15 protein-coding genes are annotated in these 14,609 nt (G+C 67.3%); 12 read left to right on the top strand and 3 right to left on the bottom strand.

Annotated elements, in window-relative coordinates:
• The first annotated feature begins 9 nt into the window (after positions 1-9).
• Positions 10-936 carry a cytochrome b/b6 domain-containing protein gene (locus E3T28_RS10240; protein WP_134430563.1) on the top strand — a complete coding sequence of 309 codons (927 nt, stop codon included), beginning with the start codon at positions 10-12 and terminating at the stop codon, positions 934-936.
• 54 nt (positions 937-990) lie between these two features.
• Here the strand turns inward: E3T28_RS10240 and E3T28_RS10235 are convergent, their stop codons facing one another.
• Both E3T28_RS10235 and E3T28_RS10230 read right to left on the bottom strand, forming a co-directional pair.
• The gene (locus E3T28_RS10235; protein ID WP_166786989.1) at positions 991-2,334 is read right to left on the bottom strand and encodes an HNH endonuclease signature motif containing protein; all 1,344 of its coding nucleotides are present in this window, start codon (positions 2,332-2,334) and stop codon (positions 991-993) included.
• 417 nt (positions 2,335-2,751) lie between these two features.
• Positions 2,752-3,351 (bottom strand): vitamin K epoxide reductase family protein, encoded by a 600-nt coding sequence (locus E3T28_RS10230; RefSeq protein WP_241979282.1) that lies wholly within the window; start codon positions 3,349-3,351, stop codon positions 2,752-2,754.
• Positions 3,352-3,630: 279 nt separating this feature from the next.
• Between E3T28_RS10230 and E3T28_RS10225 the strand changes: the two genes are divergently transcribed.
• Positions 3,631-6,447, top strand: a complete 2,817-nt coding sequence (locus tag E3T28_RS10225; RefSeq protein WP_134430557.1) for an Rne/Rng family ribonuclease — start codon at positions 3,631-3,633, stop codon at positions 6,445-6,447.
• A 166-nt stretch (positions 6,448-6,613) separates the two neighbouring features.
• Here E3T28_RS10225 and E3T28_RS10220 read toward each other — a convergent pair whose 3' ends face one another.
• Positions 6,614-6,904, bottom strand: a complete 291-nt coding sequence (locus E3T28_RS10220; RefSeq protein ID WP_134430554.1) for a DUF4031 domain-containing protein — start codon at positions 6,902-6,904, stop codon at positions 6,614-6,616.
• Positions 6,905-7,095: 191 nt separating this feature from the next.
• Between E3T28_RS10220 and rplU the strand changes: the two genes are divergently transcribed.
• The 10 genes from rplU (at position 7,096) to rsfS (ending at position 14,609) form a co-directional block, all read left to right on the top strand.
• Positions 7,096-7,404: a 50S ribosomal protein L21 gene (gene rplU / locus E3T28_RS10215; protein WP_104103412.1), complete on the top strand. Its 309-nt coding sequence runs from the start codon at positions 7,096-7,098 to the stop codon at positions 7,402-7,404.
• A gap of 19 nt (positions 7,405-7,423) precedes the next feature.
• The gene (rpmA, locus tag E3T28_RS10210; protein ID WP_104169636.1) at positions 7,424-7,681 is read left to right on the top strand and encodes a 50S ribosomal protein L27; all 258 of its coding nucleotides are present in this window, start codon (positions 7,424-7,426) and stop codon (positions 7,679-7,681) included.
• 138 nt (positions 7,682-7,819) lie between these two features.
• Entirely contained in the window at positions 7,820-9,400 is a 1,581-nt protein-coding gene (gene obgE / locus E3T28_RS10205) for a GTPase ObgE (RefSeq protein WP_134430551.1), read from the top strand.
• Positions 9,397-10,206 carry a glutamate 5-kinase gene (gene proB, locus E3T28_RS10200; RefSeq protein WP_134430548.1) on the top strand — a complete coding sequence of 270 codons (810 nt, stop codon included), beginning with the start codon at positions 9,397-9,399 and terminating at the stop codon, positions 10,204-10,206. The genes obgE and proB (E3T28_RS10200) overlap by 4 nt, the downstream gene beginning before the upstream one ends.
• Positions 10,203-10,985, top strand: coding sequence for a glutamate 5-kinase (proB, locus tag E3T28_RS10195; protein WP_134430545.1), 783 nt, complete (start codon positions 10,203-10,205; stop codon positions 10,983-10,985). The genes proB (E3T28_RS10200) and proB (E3T28_RS10195) overlap by 4 nt, the downstream gene beginning before the upstream one ends.
• A gap of 9 nt (positions 10,986-10,994) precedes the next feature.
• Positions 10,995-12,257, top strand: coding sequence for a glutamate-5-semialdehyde dehydrogenase (locus E3T28_RS10190; protein ID WP_134430542.1), 1,263 nt, complete (start codon positions 10,995-10,997; stop codon positions 12,255-12,257).
• Positions 12,258-12,322: 65 nt separating this feature from the next.
• Entirely contained in the window at positions 12,323-12,523 is a 201-nt protein-coding gene (locus E3T28_RS10185; protein WP_134430539.1) for a hypothetical protein, read from the top strand.
• 55 nt (positions 12,524-12,578) lie between these two features.
• A complete protein-coding gene (nadD, locus tag E3T28_RS10180) occupies positions 12,579-13,142 on the top strand; it encodes a nicotinate-nucleotide adenylyltransferase (protein WP_134430536.1) in 564 nt (187 codons plus the stop codon).
• On the top strand, positions 13,139-14,191 hold the full coding sequence (locus E3T28_RS10175; protein WP_166786988.1) for a hypothetical protein: 1,053 nt from the start codon (positions 13,139-13,141) through the stop codon (positions 14,189-14,191). The genes nadD and E3T28_RS10175 overlap by 4 nt, the downstream gene beginning before the upstream one ends.
• A gap of 40 nt (positions 14,192-14,231) precedes the next feature.
• A complete protein-coding gene (gene rsfS, locus E3T28_RS10170) occupies positions 14,232-14,609 on the top strand; it encodes a ribosome silencing factor (protein WP_134430530.1) in 378 nt (125 codons plus the stop codon).

Below are 14,609 nucleotides of genomic sequence, written 5' to 3'. Positions count from 1 at the left end.
CCTCAACCCATGCCGTATGCCCGGAGCCCCTGGACCAAGCTGGGCCCCTGGACCAAGCTCTGGTGGGCCATCCCACTGGCGATCGTCCTGCTGGCCGCCGTCGTGCTCGCTGCCCGGGGCATCCGTGCCTTGCCCGCGACGCAGGCGTTCCTGGTCGACTTCCCGGGTGCCTCGCCGCTGCCGGTCTGGGCCCCCGTCGGCTTCCCGGCATGGCTGGCCTGGCAGCACGGCCTGAACGTCTTCTTCCTGCTCTTCATCGTGCGGTCAGGGTGGCAGATCCGCTCGGCAGGGCGACCGAGCATGTTCTGGACCCGGCGCAACACCGGCCTTCTCCGCACCAGGCGTGCCCCACGCCGGATGGGCATCAACGTCTGGCTGCACCTCACGGTCGACGCCCTGTGGGTGCTCAACGGAGTCGTCTTCTACGTGCTGCTCTTCGCCACCGGCCAGTGGGTGCGCATCGTCCCGGTCAGCTGGGACATCATCCCGAACGCGCTCTCGGCCGCCCTCCAATACGCCTCGCTGGACTGGCCGGTGACCGACGGCTGGGTGAACTACAACGCCCTTCAGACCCTGAGCTACTTCAGCATCGTGTTCGTGGCCGCGCCGCTCGCCCTGGCCACGGGCATCCGTCTGTCACCGCTCTGCACGTCGCGTCGACTCGGCGCACTGATCCCGCTGAGACCGACCAGGGCCGTGCACGTGGGCGTGATGGTCTTCTTCCTCGCTTTCATCGTGATCCACGTCACGCTGGTGTTCGCCACCGGCGCCCTCCGCAACCTGAACCATATGTATGCCGCCCAGAGCGACGACGGCTGGACCGGCTTCTGGATCTTCGCGGCCTCTCTGGTCGTGATGCTTGTGGCCTGGTTCGCCGCGGGCCCTCGGCTGGTTCGCGCCGTTGCGTCCCTCGGCGGAACCGTCACCACCCGCTGAGCCACCCGGTGGTCGAGCCCGTCGAAACCCCACCGACGTGCCGTCACAACGCGCTCAGAACGGCGCCGGTTCCCCCGAATCACCCGGCCGCATCGGCTTTACCGCCTTCGCCGGCGTGCGCCTCGATGCACGGATCATCGTGGCCGGCTCGCTGATGAACGTGCGCCCGGTCGGCGAGGTCCACTTCAGGGTGCCGTCCGGGAGGTGCACGTAGGTCCATCGGGTCTCCGACTTCAGCGCATGGTCGGCCGGACACAGATGCGCGAGGTTGTCGTGCTCCGTCAGCCCGCCGAACTGCCAGTCGAGGGTGTGGTCGATTTCGCACTGTGTTGCGGCCCGGCGGCACCCGGGGTACCGACAGGTCTCGTCCCGCACCTGCAGGTATTGTCGCAGTTCTTTCGGCACCTTATATCGGGTGCGCCCGACCGAGAGCACCGCTTCAGTCTCGGGGTGGGTCAGGATCCGGATGAAGCTGGGCGCTCGGGCCGCGATCTCGCGGGCGGTGTCCGGGTCGATCGGCCCGTATCCCTCGAGGTGCCCGGGTTCTTCGGAGTGGCCGAGCAGCGTCATCACCGGCACGGTCACGTGCACCGAGCCGCGGATTCCCTTGCCGACCCCTGTCGCGGTGACCCCGTTGAGGATGAGGTCGTCGAACACGTCCGCCCGCAACTGTGTGAGCGTTCGGCCCTCATCGGGGCCCTGCAGGCTCATCCCCACCACCGTGAGCCGGTCGTACCCGGCCTTCACCTTCTCCGCCGAATCGAACCAATGCAGCGAGGCCATCCCGTCGGCCTCGGGCTCGAAAATCACCTTGCGGTCGGCCACCGATTTCTGGTGCCGGGCTGTGATCGACTCCGGGTGCAGTCGTTCCCGCATGATCCGGGCCCTATACCTCAGGTTGGCCACGGTCAGGTGCGGAGCGGATTTCAACAGGGCCTCTTCGAAACCGGCCAGTGCCTCTGTGGGGAGGGACCAGGCCTGGTCCATGATCGCCTGCGCGTGCCGGTACGTGATCGACCCGTCTTGCAGCGCGGCCCGGGTGGCGGGCAGCTCATTCATCAGGGTGCGGCTTTCGGCGATCAGGGTCTCGGTCGACCGCACCGGCAGCCGCAGCGTGCAGGCCAGCTCGGACACGAACTCCCTCTCGGCGACCATGGCAGCGTCCCACCGGGCCCGGGGCACCCCGACCGCGACACTGGTCAGTGCCGTGGGTGCCTCCCTGGCCTTGTCGTTGGCTGCCTGGGCCGCGCTCCGGGCCAGGGCTTCGGCGAACCGGCGGGCCTGATCGACCTGTTCGGCCCGGCGGGCGTCGACCCGGGCGGACTCCGCCTGCGTCTCCCGGATCGCATCGAAATGACTACCCAGGTGTTCTAGCTGTTCACTGTCGGAAGGCTTCATGAGACACACGTTACGGGTGACCACTGACATTCCGAGCCTCAGAACTGTGTCCGTCCGCGCCCTGTGGATAACCTGATCAAAACCCACATTGTGGAGGAGTAGAGGCCAGCGCTCCGGGGCCCGGTGCGGGCATCCGCTAGGGGCGCCCAGCCCAAGTCCGTCGTCACGTGAATGAGGAGATTTTCGGGACACGCCGGAGTTGGCGCCGGGGTGGGCGGCGCATCGCGAGAATCCCCTCAGTTACTGACGTCGATCGCGACGGATGCCGCGGGCGAACCTCCGGAGATCGGATCGCCGGGTCTCGACCGGCTCGACCAGCGAGCCTCGACCAGCGCGGCTCGAACACCGGGGCGCCTCGACCAGCGCGGCTCGAGCACCAGCGCTGCCCGACCATCGCGGCTCGACCAGCGCCCGCCACTACAGGCGGTTCAGGAAGTCCATCTCAACCTGGGCGATGACGGCGGCGATCAGGTAGCAGACGATCGTGATCACGGCTATCCAGGAGTAGGCGACGGATGCGGCGCGTCGCACCCGCGGCCCCGCGGGGAGGTTGCCGACCGTGAGGTTGTGCAGCGTCACTGCCAGGAACATCGGGATCGTGATCGTCCAGGTCACCATGCACCACGGGCAGAGCACGTCGAGCACAAAGAAGCTCTGCGCCATCAGCCAGATCACAAAGGCGAGGGCGCCGGTGACGCCGACGTTCAGCCCGATCCAGAACCAGCGGGCGAAGCGTGCTCCGGCTAGGATCGCGGCACCCGTCGTGATGACGACCGGCCAGGCCATCAGGCCGATCACCGGGTTGGGGAACCCGAGAATGGCGCCCTGCCACGACCCCAGGTTGGTGCTGCAGCCCACCAGCACGCTGAAGTTGCAGGACAGCTGCGCCTGCGGGTCCTCGAGAATGGCGAACTTATCGATGGTCAGCAGAAAGGCCGCGGTGAGGGCGATCAAACCACCGACGATGAAGAAGATGGCGAGCCCGACGGGGCGCTTGACGGGCGGGGTGAAGGACACCCCCGGATTATGTCATGTGCCTCGCGCGTGTTCCTGAGAATGCATGCGATAATCGAAACAGTTGCTTGAGCCGCGCTTAAGTTGACGCCAAAGAAGTCTTTATGGGCCGTAAAAGCCCAGATTCATTGGTCCCACGACCAAAGGTATTAGCAGCCAGAGCCAAGAGCCGGTTGCGAACGATGAGGATTCCCGAGGGTTTCGCGCAAGCGTGATCCTCGCACGAGAGAGTAGCCGGATGGGTGGCGCGGTCGCCCAAACCGGTCAAGGAGCGCACCAGTGATGGTGGAAGACAACGAAAACATCAAGAAACGCAAGGGATTGTTCGGCGCCCGCCGCACCTCCCGCAGGGCTGCCACCCCGGTGACTGTTCCGGAGAACGTGCCTGTCGCCTCGGCGACGAGCGAGCCCGTTGCAGCACCGCTGACAACCCCCGTCCACACCGACGATGCCGTGACCGAGCAGGCAGCCGCCGCTCTGTTCGGTGGAACCCCCGACTCAGAACAGGACGCTGCCGTGGAACCGACGCCGCCGCCCACCCCGACCGCCGAAGTGGTTCGCCGCCCGTCCACCTCGTTGGTGTTCCAGGCTCCGGTCATCGTGCCGCTGCCGGCGCGTGCCGGAGTGCGGCGCGACACCGTGCGCCAGGACACTCGCCAGGACACTCGCCAGGACACTCGTCAGGACACTCGTCAGGACACCCGTCAGGACACCCGTCAGGACCAGCGCCAGGACCAACGCCAGGACAACCGGCCCGACCAGCGCCAGGACCACGCCGACGAGGGCGACGAGTCGTCGACCGTTCGCCGTCGCGCCCGCCGCCGCACCGGCGACGAAAGCCGATCCGGATCCGACGACCCGGCGAACACAGTCGTTCGCGTTCGTCCGCCCCGCGAACCCGAACTCATCACCGAACCCCAGCGCATCAAGGGATCGACCCGCCTCGAGGCCAAGAAGCAGCGCCGCCGTGACGGCCGCGATGCCGGTCGTCGCCGCCCGGTGATCACCGAGGCCGAGTTCCTCGCCCGGCGCGAATCCGTCGACCGGGTCATGGTCGTGCGGGCCAAGCACAACAAGATCCAGATCGGTGTGCTGGAAGACGGCGTGCTGGTCGAGCACTACGTCGCCAAGAACCAGGATGCCTCGCTGATCGGCAACGTCTACCTCGGCAAGGTGCAGAACGTACTGCCGAGCATGGAAGCCGCCTTCGTCGACATCGGACGCGGCCGCAACGCTGTGCTCTACTCCGGTGAAGTCGACTGGGAGGCCGCCGCCGGGAACTCCGGCAACAGCAGCCAGACCCGTCGCATCGAGCTCGCACTCAAGCCGGGCGACAAGGTGCTCGTGCAGGTCACCAAGGACCCGATCGGCCACAAGGGCGCGCGCCTCACCAGTCAAGTGTCCCTGCCGGGGCGCTACCTCGTGTACGTGCCGAACGGCTCGATGAACGGGATCAGCCGCAAGCTGCCCGACACCGAGCGGGCCCGCCTGAAGAAGATCCTCAAGGAGGTTCTGCCCGAGAACGTGGGCGTCATCGTGCGCACCGCGGCCGAGGGGGCCACCGATGAGCAGCTGACACTCGACGTCAACCGGCTCACCGCGCAGTGGGCATCCATCGCCAAGCAGGTCGACACGGTGCAGGCTCCAGCCCTGCTGCACAGCGAACCGGACCTCCTGATCAAGATCGTGCGGGATGTCTTCAACGAGGACTTCCAGAAGATGGTCATCTCGGGCGAGGAATCCCGTGAGGTCATCGAGGCCTACCTGCGTCAGGTCGCACCGGACCTGGTGGAGCGCGTGGAGCGCTACCAGGGCGAGGTCGACGCCTTCGACGAGTACCGCATCTCAGAGCAGATCGAAAAGGCCCTCGACCGCAAGGTCTGGCTGCCGTCCGGCGGTTCCCTCGTGATCGACCGCACCGAGGCCATGACCGTCGTCGACGTCAACACCGGCAAGTTCGTCGGCTCGGGTGGAAACCTCGAAGAGACCGTCACGAAGAACAACCTCGAGGCGGCCGAAGAAATCGTGCGCCAGCTCCGCCTGCGCGACATCGGCGGCATCATCGTCGTCGACTTCATCGACATGGTCCTCGAAACCAATCGTGACCTCGTGCTGCGCCGCATGCTCGAATGCCTGAGCCGGGACCGCACCAAGCACCAGGTCGCCGAGGTCACCTCGCTCGGACTCGTGCAGATGACCCGTAAGAAGCTGGGCCTGGGCCTGCTGGAATCGTTCAGCGAAAACTGTGAAGCCTGTGCCGGTCGCGGCATCGTCATCCACCACGACCCGGTGCTCAAGCACCGCCAGACGGCTCAGCCGGCCATGGAGCGTCGCCCGCGCAACAAGACTGGCAACAATTCCGGCGGGGACAACGGGCACCGCGGCGGCAACTCCGGCAACTCAGGCAACTCCGGCAGCTCCGGCAGCTCCGGCACAGCGAGTGCGCCGCAGGTCGACGCCGGCAGGTCCACCCACGGCGCCAACGGCACCCACGGCATCACCGAGGACGCCAAGAACGCTCTCGCGCTGATCGCCGCGCGCACCATCCCGCGCGCCCTCACCGGCTCGATCCCGATCATCACCCTGCCCGAGGCGCAGCCGGATTCGGCTGCCGTGGCGACGACGGCCGCCCCGGCGGCATCCGTTGAGGCGTCGTCCGCCCCGACCAACCCGATCGAGGCGGCCGTGAACGATGCGGCAGCGGCCGAGACGTCGTCCCCGCCGGCACGCCGCAGCCGTAGGGCCTCCTCCACGCCCCGCCAGCGGGTCGCAGAGCCCGTTGTCACGGAGACGCCGCAGGCCCCGGTGGTGCCGGTGCAGCAGACTCCGGTCGAGGTGCCGGCCACGTCCAAGGTGGTCCGGCCCGACGACGACGAGTCCGTCGCCATCCTGGACATCCCGGTCAAGAAGTCCTCGCGGAGCCGCCGCACGGTCAGCAAGCAGGTCACCGACCAGCTGCTGGACTCGGTGCTGGACGCCCTGCCCGAGCCCAAGCAGCCCGGACAGGGTCGTTCGCGCAGCCGTCGGGTGACGACGGCAGGCGGATCCACCGGATCGGCCCAGCCGATCGTGACGGCGTCGCCGGATTCCCAGCAGTAACGAGAGTCCCCGCAGGGACGAATCGAGTCGACCGGGCGACCGGCAGTGCATGGCCCACGGGTCAGGGCGCCGCCGGTCGCCCCATCTCGTCAGGCCCTCCGGGACGTCCTTCGGGAAGCCCCGAGGTGCGGCCTCCGCGAGCAGTCCGGGACGCCCCAGGGGCAGCTCAGGACTCCGGGGGAAGGCGGTGAATCGGGCGGTCCCGCCCGCTCACGCGCAGGCCGCTGGCACGCAGCCGCAGCACCAGTTCCCGATTGCCCACCGGATGCGCCCCCGCGGCCACCAGCGCGTCGTAGCGGTGAGCCGGCACGTCGTAGTGGTCCAGGTCGAAGCCACGGCGGGGGATGCCGTTCCGGGCGGCGAACGCGTGCAATTCGGCCAGGGACGAATCACTGACAAGATGGGACCAGACGGTGCCATGCGCGGGCCACATGGGCGAGTCGATCAGCACGGTCATCACCCGAGTCTATGATCCGGCCTCGGTTTGACCGTTGCGGCAGGATCGGCTAACGTTGGCTCTTGGTGTGCGATGGGCCTTTGCCCCCGCGATCACCGAAGTTTTCTGAAAGCGACCGGCCGACTTGGCCTGTTCAAAGCAGTAACTTTCCATCACGGGGCCTCACGGCTCCCCAGAGATAGGTACGTAACGTGGTTTACGCAGTTGTGCGCGCCGGTGGGCGGCAGGAAAAGGTAGAGGTCGGAACCATTGTCACGATGGACCGAATCAAAGCCAACAAGGACGGCAACGTCGAGCTGGCCGCTGTGCTTCTCGTCGACGGCGACACGATCACCTCTGACTCGCAGTCACTGGCAAAGATCACGGTTACCGCCGAGGTCTTGAACGACCTCCGTGGTCCGAAGATCGTCATCCAGAAGTTCAAGAACAAGACCGGGTACAAGAAGCGTCAGGGGCACCGTCAGGAGCTCACTCGCGTTCAGGTTACCGGCATCGCCTAGGCCCTGAGGAGCAGAACAGATGGCACATAAAAAAGGCGCGAGTTCCACTCGCAACGGTCGCGACTCCAACGCCCAGCGCCTCGGCGTGAAGCGCTTCGGCGGTCAGGTTGTCAGCGCGGGCGAGATCATCGTCCGTCAGCGTGGAACCCACTTCCACCCCGGCGTGAACGTCGGCCGTGGTGGCGACGACACGCTCTTCGCTCTCGAGCCCGGCTCGGTTGAGTTCGGCGCCAAGGGCGGCCGCAAGGTCGTCAACATCGTGGTGGCTGCCGCTTAGGCATTCCACTTCGGTAAGCGTGAGGGCGGGCTTCGGCTCGCCCTTTGCGTGTTTTACGGCACACCCGGCACCGAGAGATCAACGGAGCCACTGATTGCGGCACCACTGAGTTTTTCGCCACCTGAAAGGGGCACCCCCATGGCCACGTTTGTCGACCACGTCACTCTCCACCTGCGAGCAGGCAACGGAGGGAACGGCTGTGTCTCCGTCAAGCGTGAGAAGTTCAAGCCTCTCGCCGGCCCCGACGGCGGAAACGGCGGAAGCGGCGGCGACATCGTGCTCGTCGCCGACCCCAACGTGACGACCCTCCTCGGCTACCACCGGTCCCCGCACCGCAGCTCCGCGAACGGTGGCCCCGGCATGGGTGACCACCGCGCCGGCTTCGGCAGCGAGTTGATGGAGCTGTCAGTGCCGCTGGGCACCGTGGTGAAAGACGCTGAGGGCAACGAACTCGCCGACATGACCGAACCGGGCTTCCGCATCGTCGTCGCGCCCGGCGGACAGGGCGGACTCGGCAACGCAGCTCTGGCCTCCCTCAAGCGCAAAGCCCCCGGCTTCGCCCTCCTCGGCACCTACGGCTGGGAAGGCGACATCCAGCTCGAACTCAAGACCGTGGCGGATGTCGCGCTCGTGGGTTACCCCTCGGCCGGCAAGTCCAGTCTGATCGCTGCCATCTCGGCGGCCCGCCCCAAGATCGCGGACTACCCGTTCACGACCCTGCACCCCAACCTCGGCGTCGTGGACGCAGGCGAGGTGCGCTACACCGTCGCCGATGTGCCCGGCCTGATCGAGGGCGCCAGCGAGGGCAAGGGCCTCGGCCTTGAGTTCCTTCGACACGTGGAGCGCTGCACGGCGCTGCTGCACATCCTCGACTGCGCCACGCTCGACCCCGACCGCGACCCGCTCAGCGACCTCGACGTCATCCTCGGCGAACTGGCCGCCTACCCGGTACCCGACGGCCAGAAGCCGCTCCTCGAGCGCCCCCAGCTGATCGCCCTGAACAAAATCGACGTTCCCGAGGGCCGCGAGCTCGCGGAGTTCGTGAAGCCTGACCTCGAGGCGCGCGGCTACCGCGTGTTCGAGATCTCGACCGTCAGCCACGAGGGTCTCAAGCAGCTCAACTACGCGCTGGCCGAGACCGTCGAGGCCGGCCGGGTCGAGGCTGCCGCGGCGCAGGCCGTCAAACCGCGCATCGTGATCCGCCCGAAGCCCGTCGACGACAGCGGCTTCGTCGTCAAGGTCGAGGGTGGCTCGTTCGGCAACATCTACCGCATCATCGGCTCCAAGCCCGAGCGCTGGGTGCAGCAGACTGACTTCAAGAACGACGAGGCCGTCGGCTTCCTGGCGGATCGCCTCGCCAAGCTCGGAATCGAGAACGAGCTGTTCAAGGCCGGAGCCATCGCCGGCTCGACGGTCATCATCGGGCCGGGCAACGGCGTGGTCTTCGACTGGGAGCCGACCCTCACCTCGACGGCCGAACTGATCACGGCCCCGCGTGGAACCGACACCCGTCTCGACGACTCCAAGCGTCGCACCAGCAACGAACGCCGCGAGGAGTACTTCGGCCGGATGGACGCCAAGGCAGCCGCCCGCGCCGAGCTGATCCGGGAGCGCGAGGCCGGAATGTGGTCGACCGGCGAGGAAGAGTACAACGGCGACACCCTGACCGGCGACGGCTCAGTCCCGGTGTCGCCCCGCAAGGAGAACGGGGCCGAATGAGCAACCGCGCGCGCGCCCAGGTCGCCTCCGCGCGGCGCATCGTCGTGAAGGTCGGTTCCTCGTCGATCAGCGGCGACAACTCCGAGCAGATCGCGCCACTGATCGAGGCCCTGGCCGAGGCGCACGGACGCGGCGTCGAGGTTGTTCTGGTCTCCAGCGGCGCGGTAGCGAGCGGCATGGACTACCTCAATCTCGACGAGCGGCCGGCCGACCTGGCAACCCAGCAGGCGGCCGCCTCCGTAGGCCAGAACGTGCTCACGGCCCGCTACCAGGAGACGCTGGACCGGTTCGGCATCGCCGCCGGACAGGTGTTGCTGACGGAGGGGGACCTCCTCAACGAGCCGCATCGCAGCAACACCCGGCGCGCGGTGAACCGGCTGCTCGAACTGCGCATCATGCCTGTCGTCAACGAGAACGACACGGTCGCCACCTACGGGCTGCGCTTCGGCGACAACGACCGGCTGGCCGCCATGCTCTCGGTGCTCATTCGCGCCGACCTCCTGCTCCTGCTCAGCGACGTGGACGCGCTCTACACCAAGCCCCCGCACCTGCCCGGCGCCGAACCGATCGACTTCATCGGGTTCGACCAGGGACTGGGCGGTATGGAATTCGGGACGAACAAGGGTGCCGGCAACGTGGGAACCGGCGGGGCGAACACCAAGGTGAAGGCGGCCCGACTGGCCGCTTCCGCCGGAACGGCCGTTCTTGTCACCGAGACGAGCCTGGCCGCCGACGCCCTCCGCGGCGGCTCGTGCGGCACCTGGTTCGAACCGATGCCCACCGCGCCCGGCCGAGCGCTTCTGTGAACGCACTCGGCCGGCACGAGGTCGCGTCGGCCGCGCGCATCGTCGTGAAGGTCGGTTCGTCGTCGATCAGCGGCGCGAACGTCGCACAGATCACTCCGCTCGTCGATGCTTTGGCCGACGCGCACGGGCGCGGCGCGGAGATCGTCCTCGTCTCCTCGGGGGCCATCGCCACGGGCATGCCCTACCTGCAGCTCGACGAGCGGCCGACCGACCTGGCCACCCAGCAGGCTGCGGCATCCGTGGGCCAGAACCTCCTCATCTTCCGCTACCAGGACAGCCTCGACCGGTACGACATCGTCGCCGGCCAGGTGCTCCTCACTGCCGGCGATCTGGAGAACCCCTCGCACCGTGGCAATGCCCACCGGGCGATGGACCGCCTGCTCGGCCTGCGTATCCTGCCGATCGTCAACGAGAACGACACGGTGGCGACCCATGAGATCCGCTTCGGCGACAATGACCGGCTGGCCGCTCTGGTCGCCACGCTCATCGCTGCCGACCTGCTGGTGCTGCTCAGCGATGTCGACGCCCTCTACACCCGCGCGCCGCACCTGCCCGGTGCGGAGCGCATCGACACTGTTCCGTTCGGAGACCCGATGCTCGGTGTCGAACTCAGCGGCAGCCGCTCGGGCGTGGGCACCGGGGGCGCCGACACCAAGGTGTCGGCCGCACGAATCGCAGCCGAGGCCGGCACCGCAGTGCTGCTCACCTCCACCGGTCTGGTGGCCGAGGCGCTTCGCGGCGACCCGGTCGGAACCTGGTTCGCACCCGCGCTGCCGTAAACTACCGGCATGCCGCAGACCGAGTCACCCCAGATCACCCCGATCCTCGAAGCCGCCCGTGCCGCCGCCCGCACCCTGGCCACGACGCCGACCGGGCTGAAGAACAAGGCATTGCACGGAATCGCCGCCGCCCTGCGGGGGAGCGCGTCCGAGATTCTGGCCGCCAACGCCCAGGATCTCGCCGCCGGCACAGAGAACGGCCTCTCCGCGGGCCTGCTCGACCGGCTCACCCTCGACGCCGCGCGCATCGACGCCCTCGCCGACGCCGTGCTCGAGATCAGCCTGCTCACCGATCCCGCCGGTGAGGTGGTGCGTGGGTCCAGTCTGCCGAACGGCGTGCGGATCAGCCAGGTGCGCGTGCCTTTCGGCGTCGTCGGCGTCATTTACGAGGCGCGCCCGAACGTCACCGTCGACATCGCAGCCATCGCTCTGAAGAGCGGCAACGCCGTCGTCCTGCGGGGCGGATCCGCTGCCGAGAACACCAACCGGGTGCTGGTCGGACTGCTCCAGGCCGCACTCTCGCAGGTGGGCCTGCCGGCAGCGTGCGTGCAGACCATCGATCCGTTCGGCCGCGCCGGCGCCACCGAGCTGATGCAGGCCCGTGGCCACGTCGACGTGCTGATCCCGCGCGGGAGTGCCGGCCTGATTCAGGCCGTCGTCACCCAGTCGACCGTGCCCGTGATCGAGACCGGGGCCGGTGTCGTGCACATCTTCCTCGACGAGTCGGCGAACCTGGAATGGGCCGTCGACATCGTGCACAACTCAAAGGTGCAGCGTCCCAGTGTCTGCAACGCCCTCGAGACCCTGCTCGTGCATGAGGCCGCGGCCGCCCGGCTCCTGCCGGCCGTGCTGGCGAAGCTGACAGAGTCCGGGGTCACCCTGCACGGAGACGAGCGCGTGCGGAAGATCTACCCCGCGGCTGTGCCGGCCACGGAGGAGGACTGGTCCACCGAGTACATGGGCCTGGAATTGGCCGTCGCGGTCGTCGACTCCCTCGATGACGCCATCGCGCACATCCGCCGCTACTCGACCGGGCACACCGAGTCGATCATCACCAACGACATCGTCAATGCCGACCGGTTCCTCGGAGAAGTGGATTCCGCGGCGGTCATGGTCAACGCCTCGACTCGGTTCACCGACGGCGGAGAGTTCGGTTTCGGAGCCGAAGTGGGCATCTCCACCCAGAAATTGCACGCGCGCGGGCCGATGGGTCTGCCCGAACTCACCAGCACCAAGTGGATCGTGCGCGGCTCCGGCCAGGTGCGCGCATAGGCCCCCGCTAGACTGTTGGCCGCGGCGCATCCTCTTGCCTTGTGTGTCCCTGAATGGAGAACCCCATGTCGTTCCTGACCGTTGTGCTGGCTGAGACCGGGCACGTCGCTTTGCCGATGCCCATCTTCCTCTACGGTGTGATCGGGCTCGTGGTCTTCGCCGCGCTCGGCTTCGTCGTCTGGTCCTACCGGGATGTCGCCAACCGGCACCAGGCCAAGGCGAAGGCCTACGCCGACGCCCACGGCGGCGCGCGCAGCGACCACTAGACGTAAAGCTTCGAGCATCGATACCCCCGGGGCACGCCCACCGCGCATCGGCGTGATGGGCGGCACGTTCGACCCCATCCACCACGGGCACCTCGTGGCCGCCAGCGAGGTGGCGCAGAGCTTCGACCTCGACGAGGTCGTCTTCGTGCCCACCGGGCAGCCGTGGCAGAAGGCGGATGTGACCGAAAGCGAGCACCGGTACCTCATGACGGTCATCGCCACCGCATCCAATCCCCGGTTTACCGTGAGCCGGGTCGACATTGACCGCACCGGGCCCACGTACACGATCGACACCCTGCGTGACCTGCACGCCGAACGCCCCGAAGCGGAGCTTTTCTTCATTACGGGCGCCGATGCCATGGGACAGATCCTGGGCTGGAAAGACGTCCAGGAACTCTGGGACCTGGCCCATTTCGTGGCTGTGAGTCGTCCGGGACACGAGCTCACTATTTCGGGATTGCCCAACCAGGACGTAAGCTTACTGGAGGTTCCGGCTCTGGCCATCTCGTCCACGGACTGCCGGGAACGTGTGAATCGGGGATTCCCGGTCTGGTATCTGGTCCCCGATGGGGTTGTCCAGTACATCTCAAAGCACCATCTGTATCGGAGTGTGGCATGACGTTGGGTAATGACCCGCAGCCACTGACGCGTCGGCAAGCGCGCGAGTTGGCAAGTCGGAACGAGCAGTTCACCGTTGAATCGGCTCTTCCCTCGGCGCCGGCTCCCCTCGAACCCGCGCCCCTCGAACCCGCGCCTCTCGAACCCGCGCCTCTCGAACCAGCGCCCCTCGAATCCGCCCAGTCGACGGATGTCCCCTCGGCCCGGCCGTCCGCGTTCGCACCCCGCGTGGTTGACGTCCCGCCGCGCACTGTCCAGACGCAGGACCACAGCACCCTCACCCGACGTGAGTTGCGCGCACTCCAGGCCGCTCGGGTCGATGATTCCGGCGCACACCAGCTGAAACACGACGTCCATACCGAGAGCGTCGTCAGCCCGGCCCCGGCCACGATCTCCACCGTGTCCGCTCCCGAGGCGACGTCGTACCCGTTCGCCATTGATGCGTTGCACGTTCCGGTCGCCCCTGCCAAGGTGGCGCCGCCCGTCGAGTTCCTGGTTGAGGCTTCCCCACGCACCAAGGTCAAGTCCCGTCCCGGCGTGCTGCACCCGCCCGTCGGGCACTGGTCGCTGGCCCGCGACGAGGTCGACGACCACGTTCCCGGTGTGACGCAGCTTGAGCCGTTCGATCAGATCGTGGCGCGCGGCATCAGCGCCGGCGGCATCCCCACCACGACCAACGCCCTGATCTTGCCATCGATCCCGCACCAGGGATCCACGTCGGGTCCGCTCTCGAGTACCGGCGAGATCATGGTCACCGGGTCGATCGACCTGCCCCGCAGCCTCGGTTCCACCGGATCTCTCCCGAACGTCTTCGACTCGTCCGACATGGACCAGATGCTCGACCAGCTCGACGAGGGTGGACACCACAGCGACGTCGCCCCCGTCAGTGCGAGCCGAGCCGTCAGCACGCACGCGTCGACCCGCGGCGTCATGGCTCCGCCGAAAAAGCCGGGCCTGACCGTTCCGGCCGTCCTGACTGTCACTGCCGGCGTCCTTGCCTTCGGCGTGTTGGCCCTGATCGTGGCCGGCTACGTCCTCAATATTTTCTAATGCCATCCGTTTCGCTCTTACTAACTCAGGGATTCATTCGATGACCGCTTCTGCCCATGCTCTCGAGCTCCTCCAGGTGGCCGCCGCCGCCGCAGACTCGAAAGCGGGGGAGGACCTTGTCGCAATCGACGTGTCCAATCCCCTTCCTCTCACCGATATCTTCCTGATCGTCACAGGGCGTTCCGAGCGCAACGTGGTGGCCATCGCCGGTGAGATCGAAGACAAGATGACTGAGGCCGGGCATAAGCCGCTTCGTCGCGAAGGACGTGCCGAGGGTCGCTGGGTCCTCGTCGACTTCGGCGACCTCGTCGTGCACATCTTCCACGAGGAAGAGCGCGTGTACTACTCGCTCGAGCGGCTCTGGAAAGACTGCCCGATCATCCCCATCGAGCTGCCAGCTCACAACGCTGCCGAATAG

Origin of the sequence: Cryobacterium sinapicolor, assembly GCF_004403465.1 — a bacterium.
Classification (GTDB): Bacteria; Actinomycetota; Actinomycetes; order Actinomycetales; family Microbacteriaceae; genus Cryobacterium; species Cryobacterium sinapicolor.
This window is presented reverse-complemented; position numbering and strand designations above follow the sequence as displayed.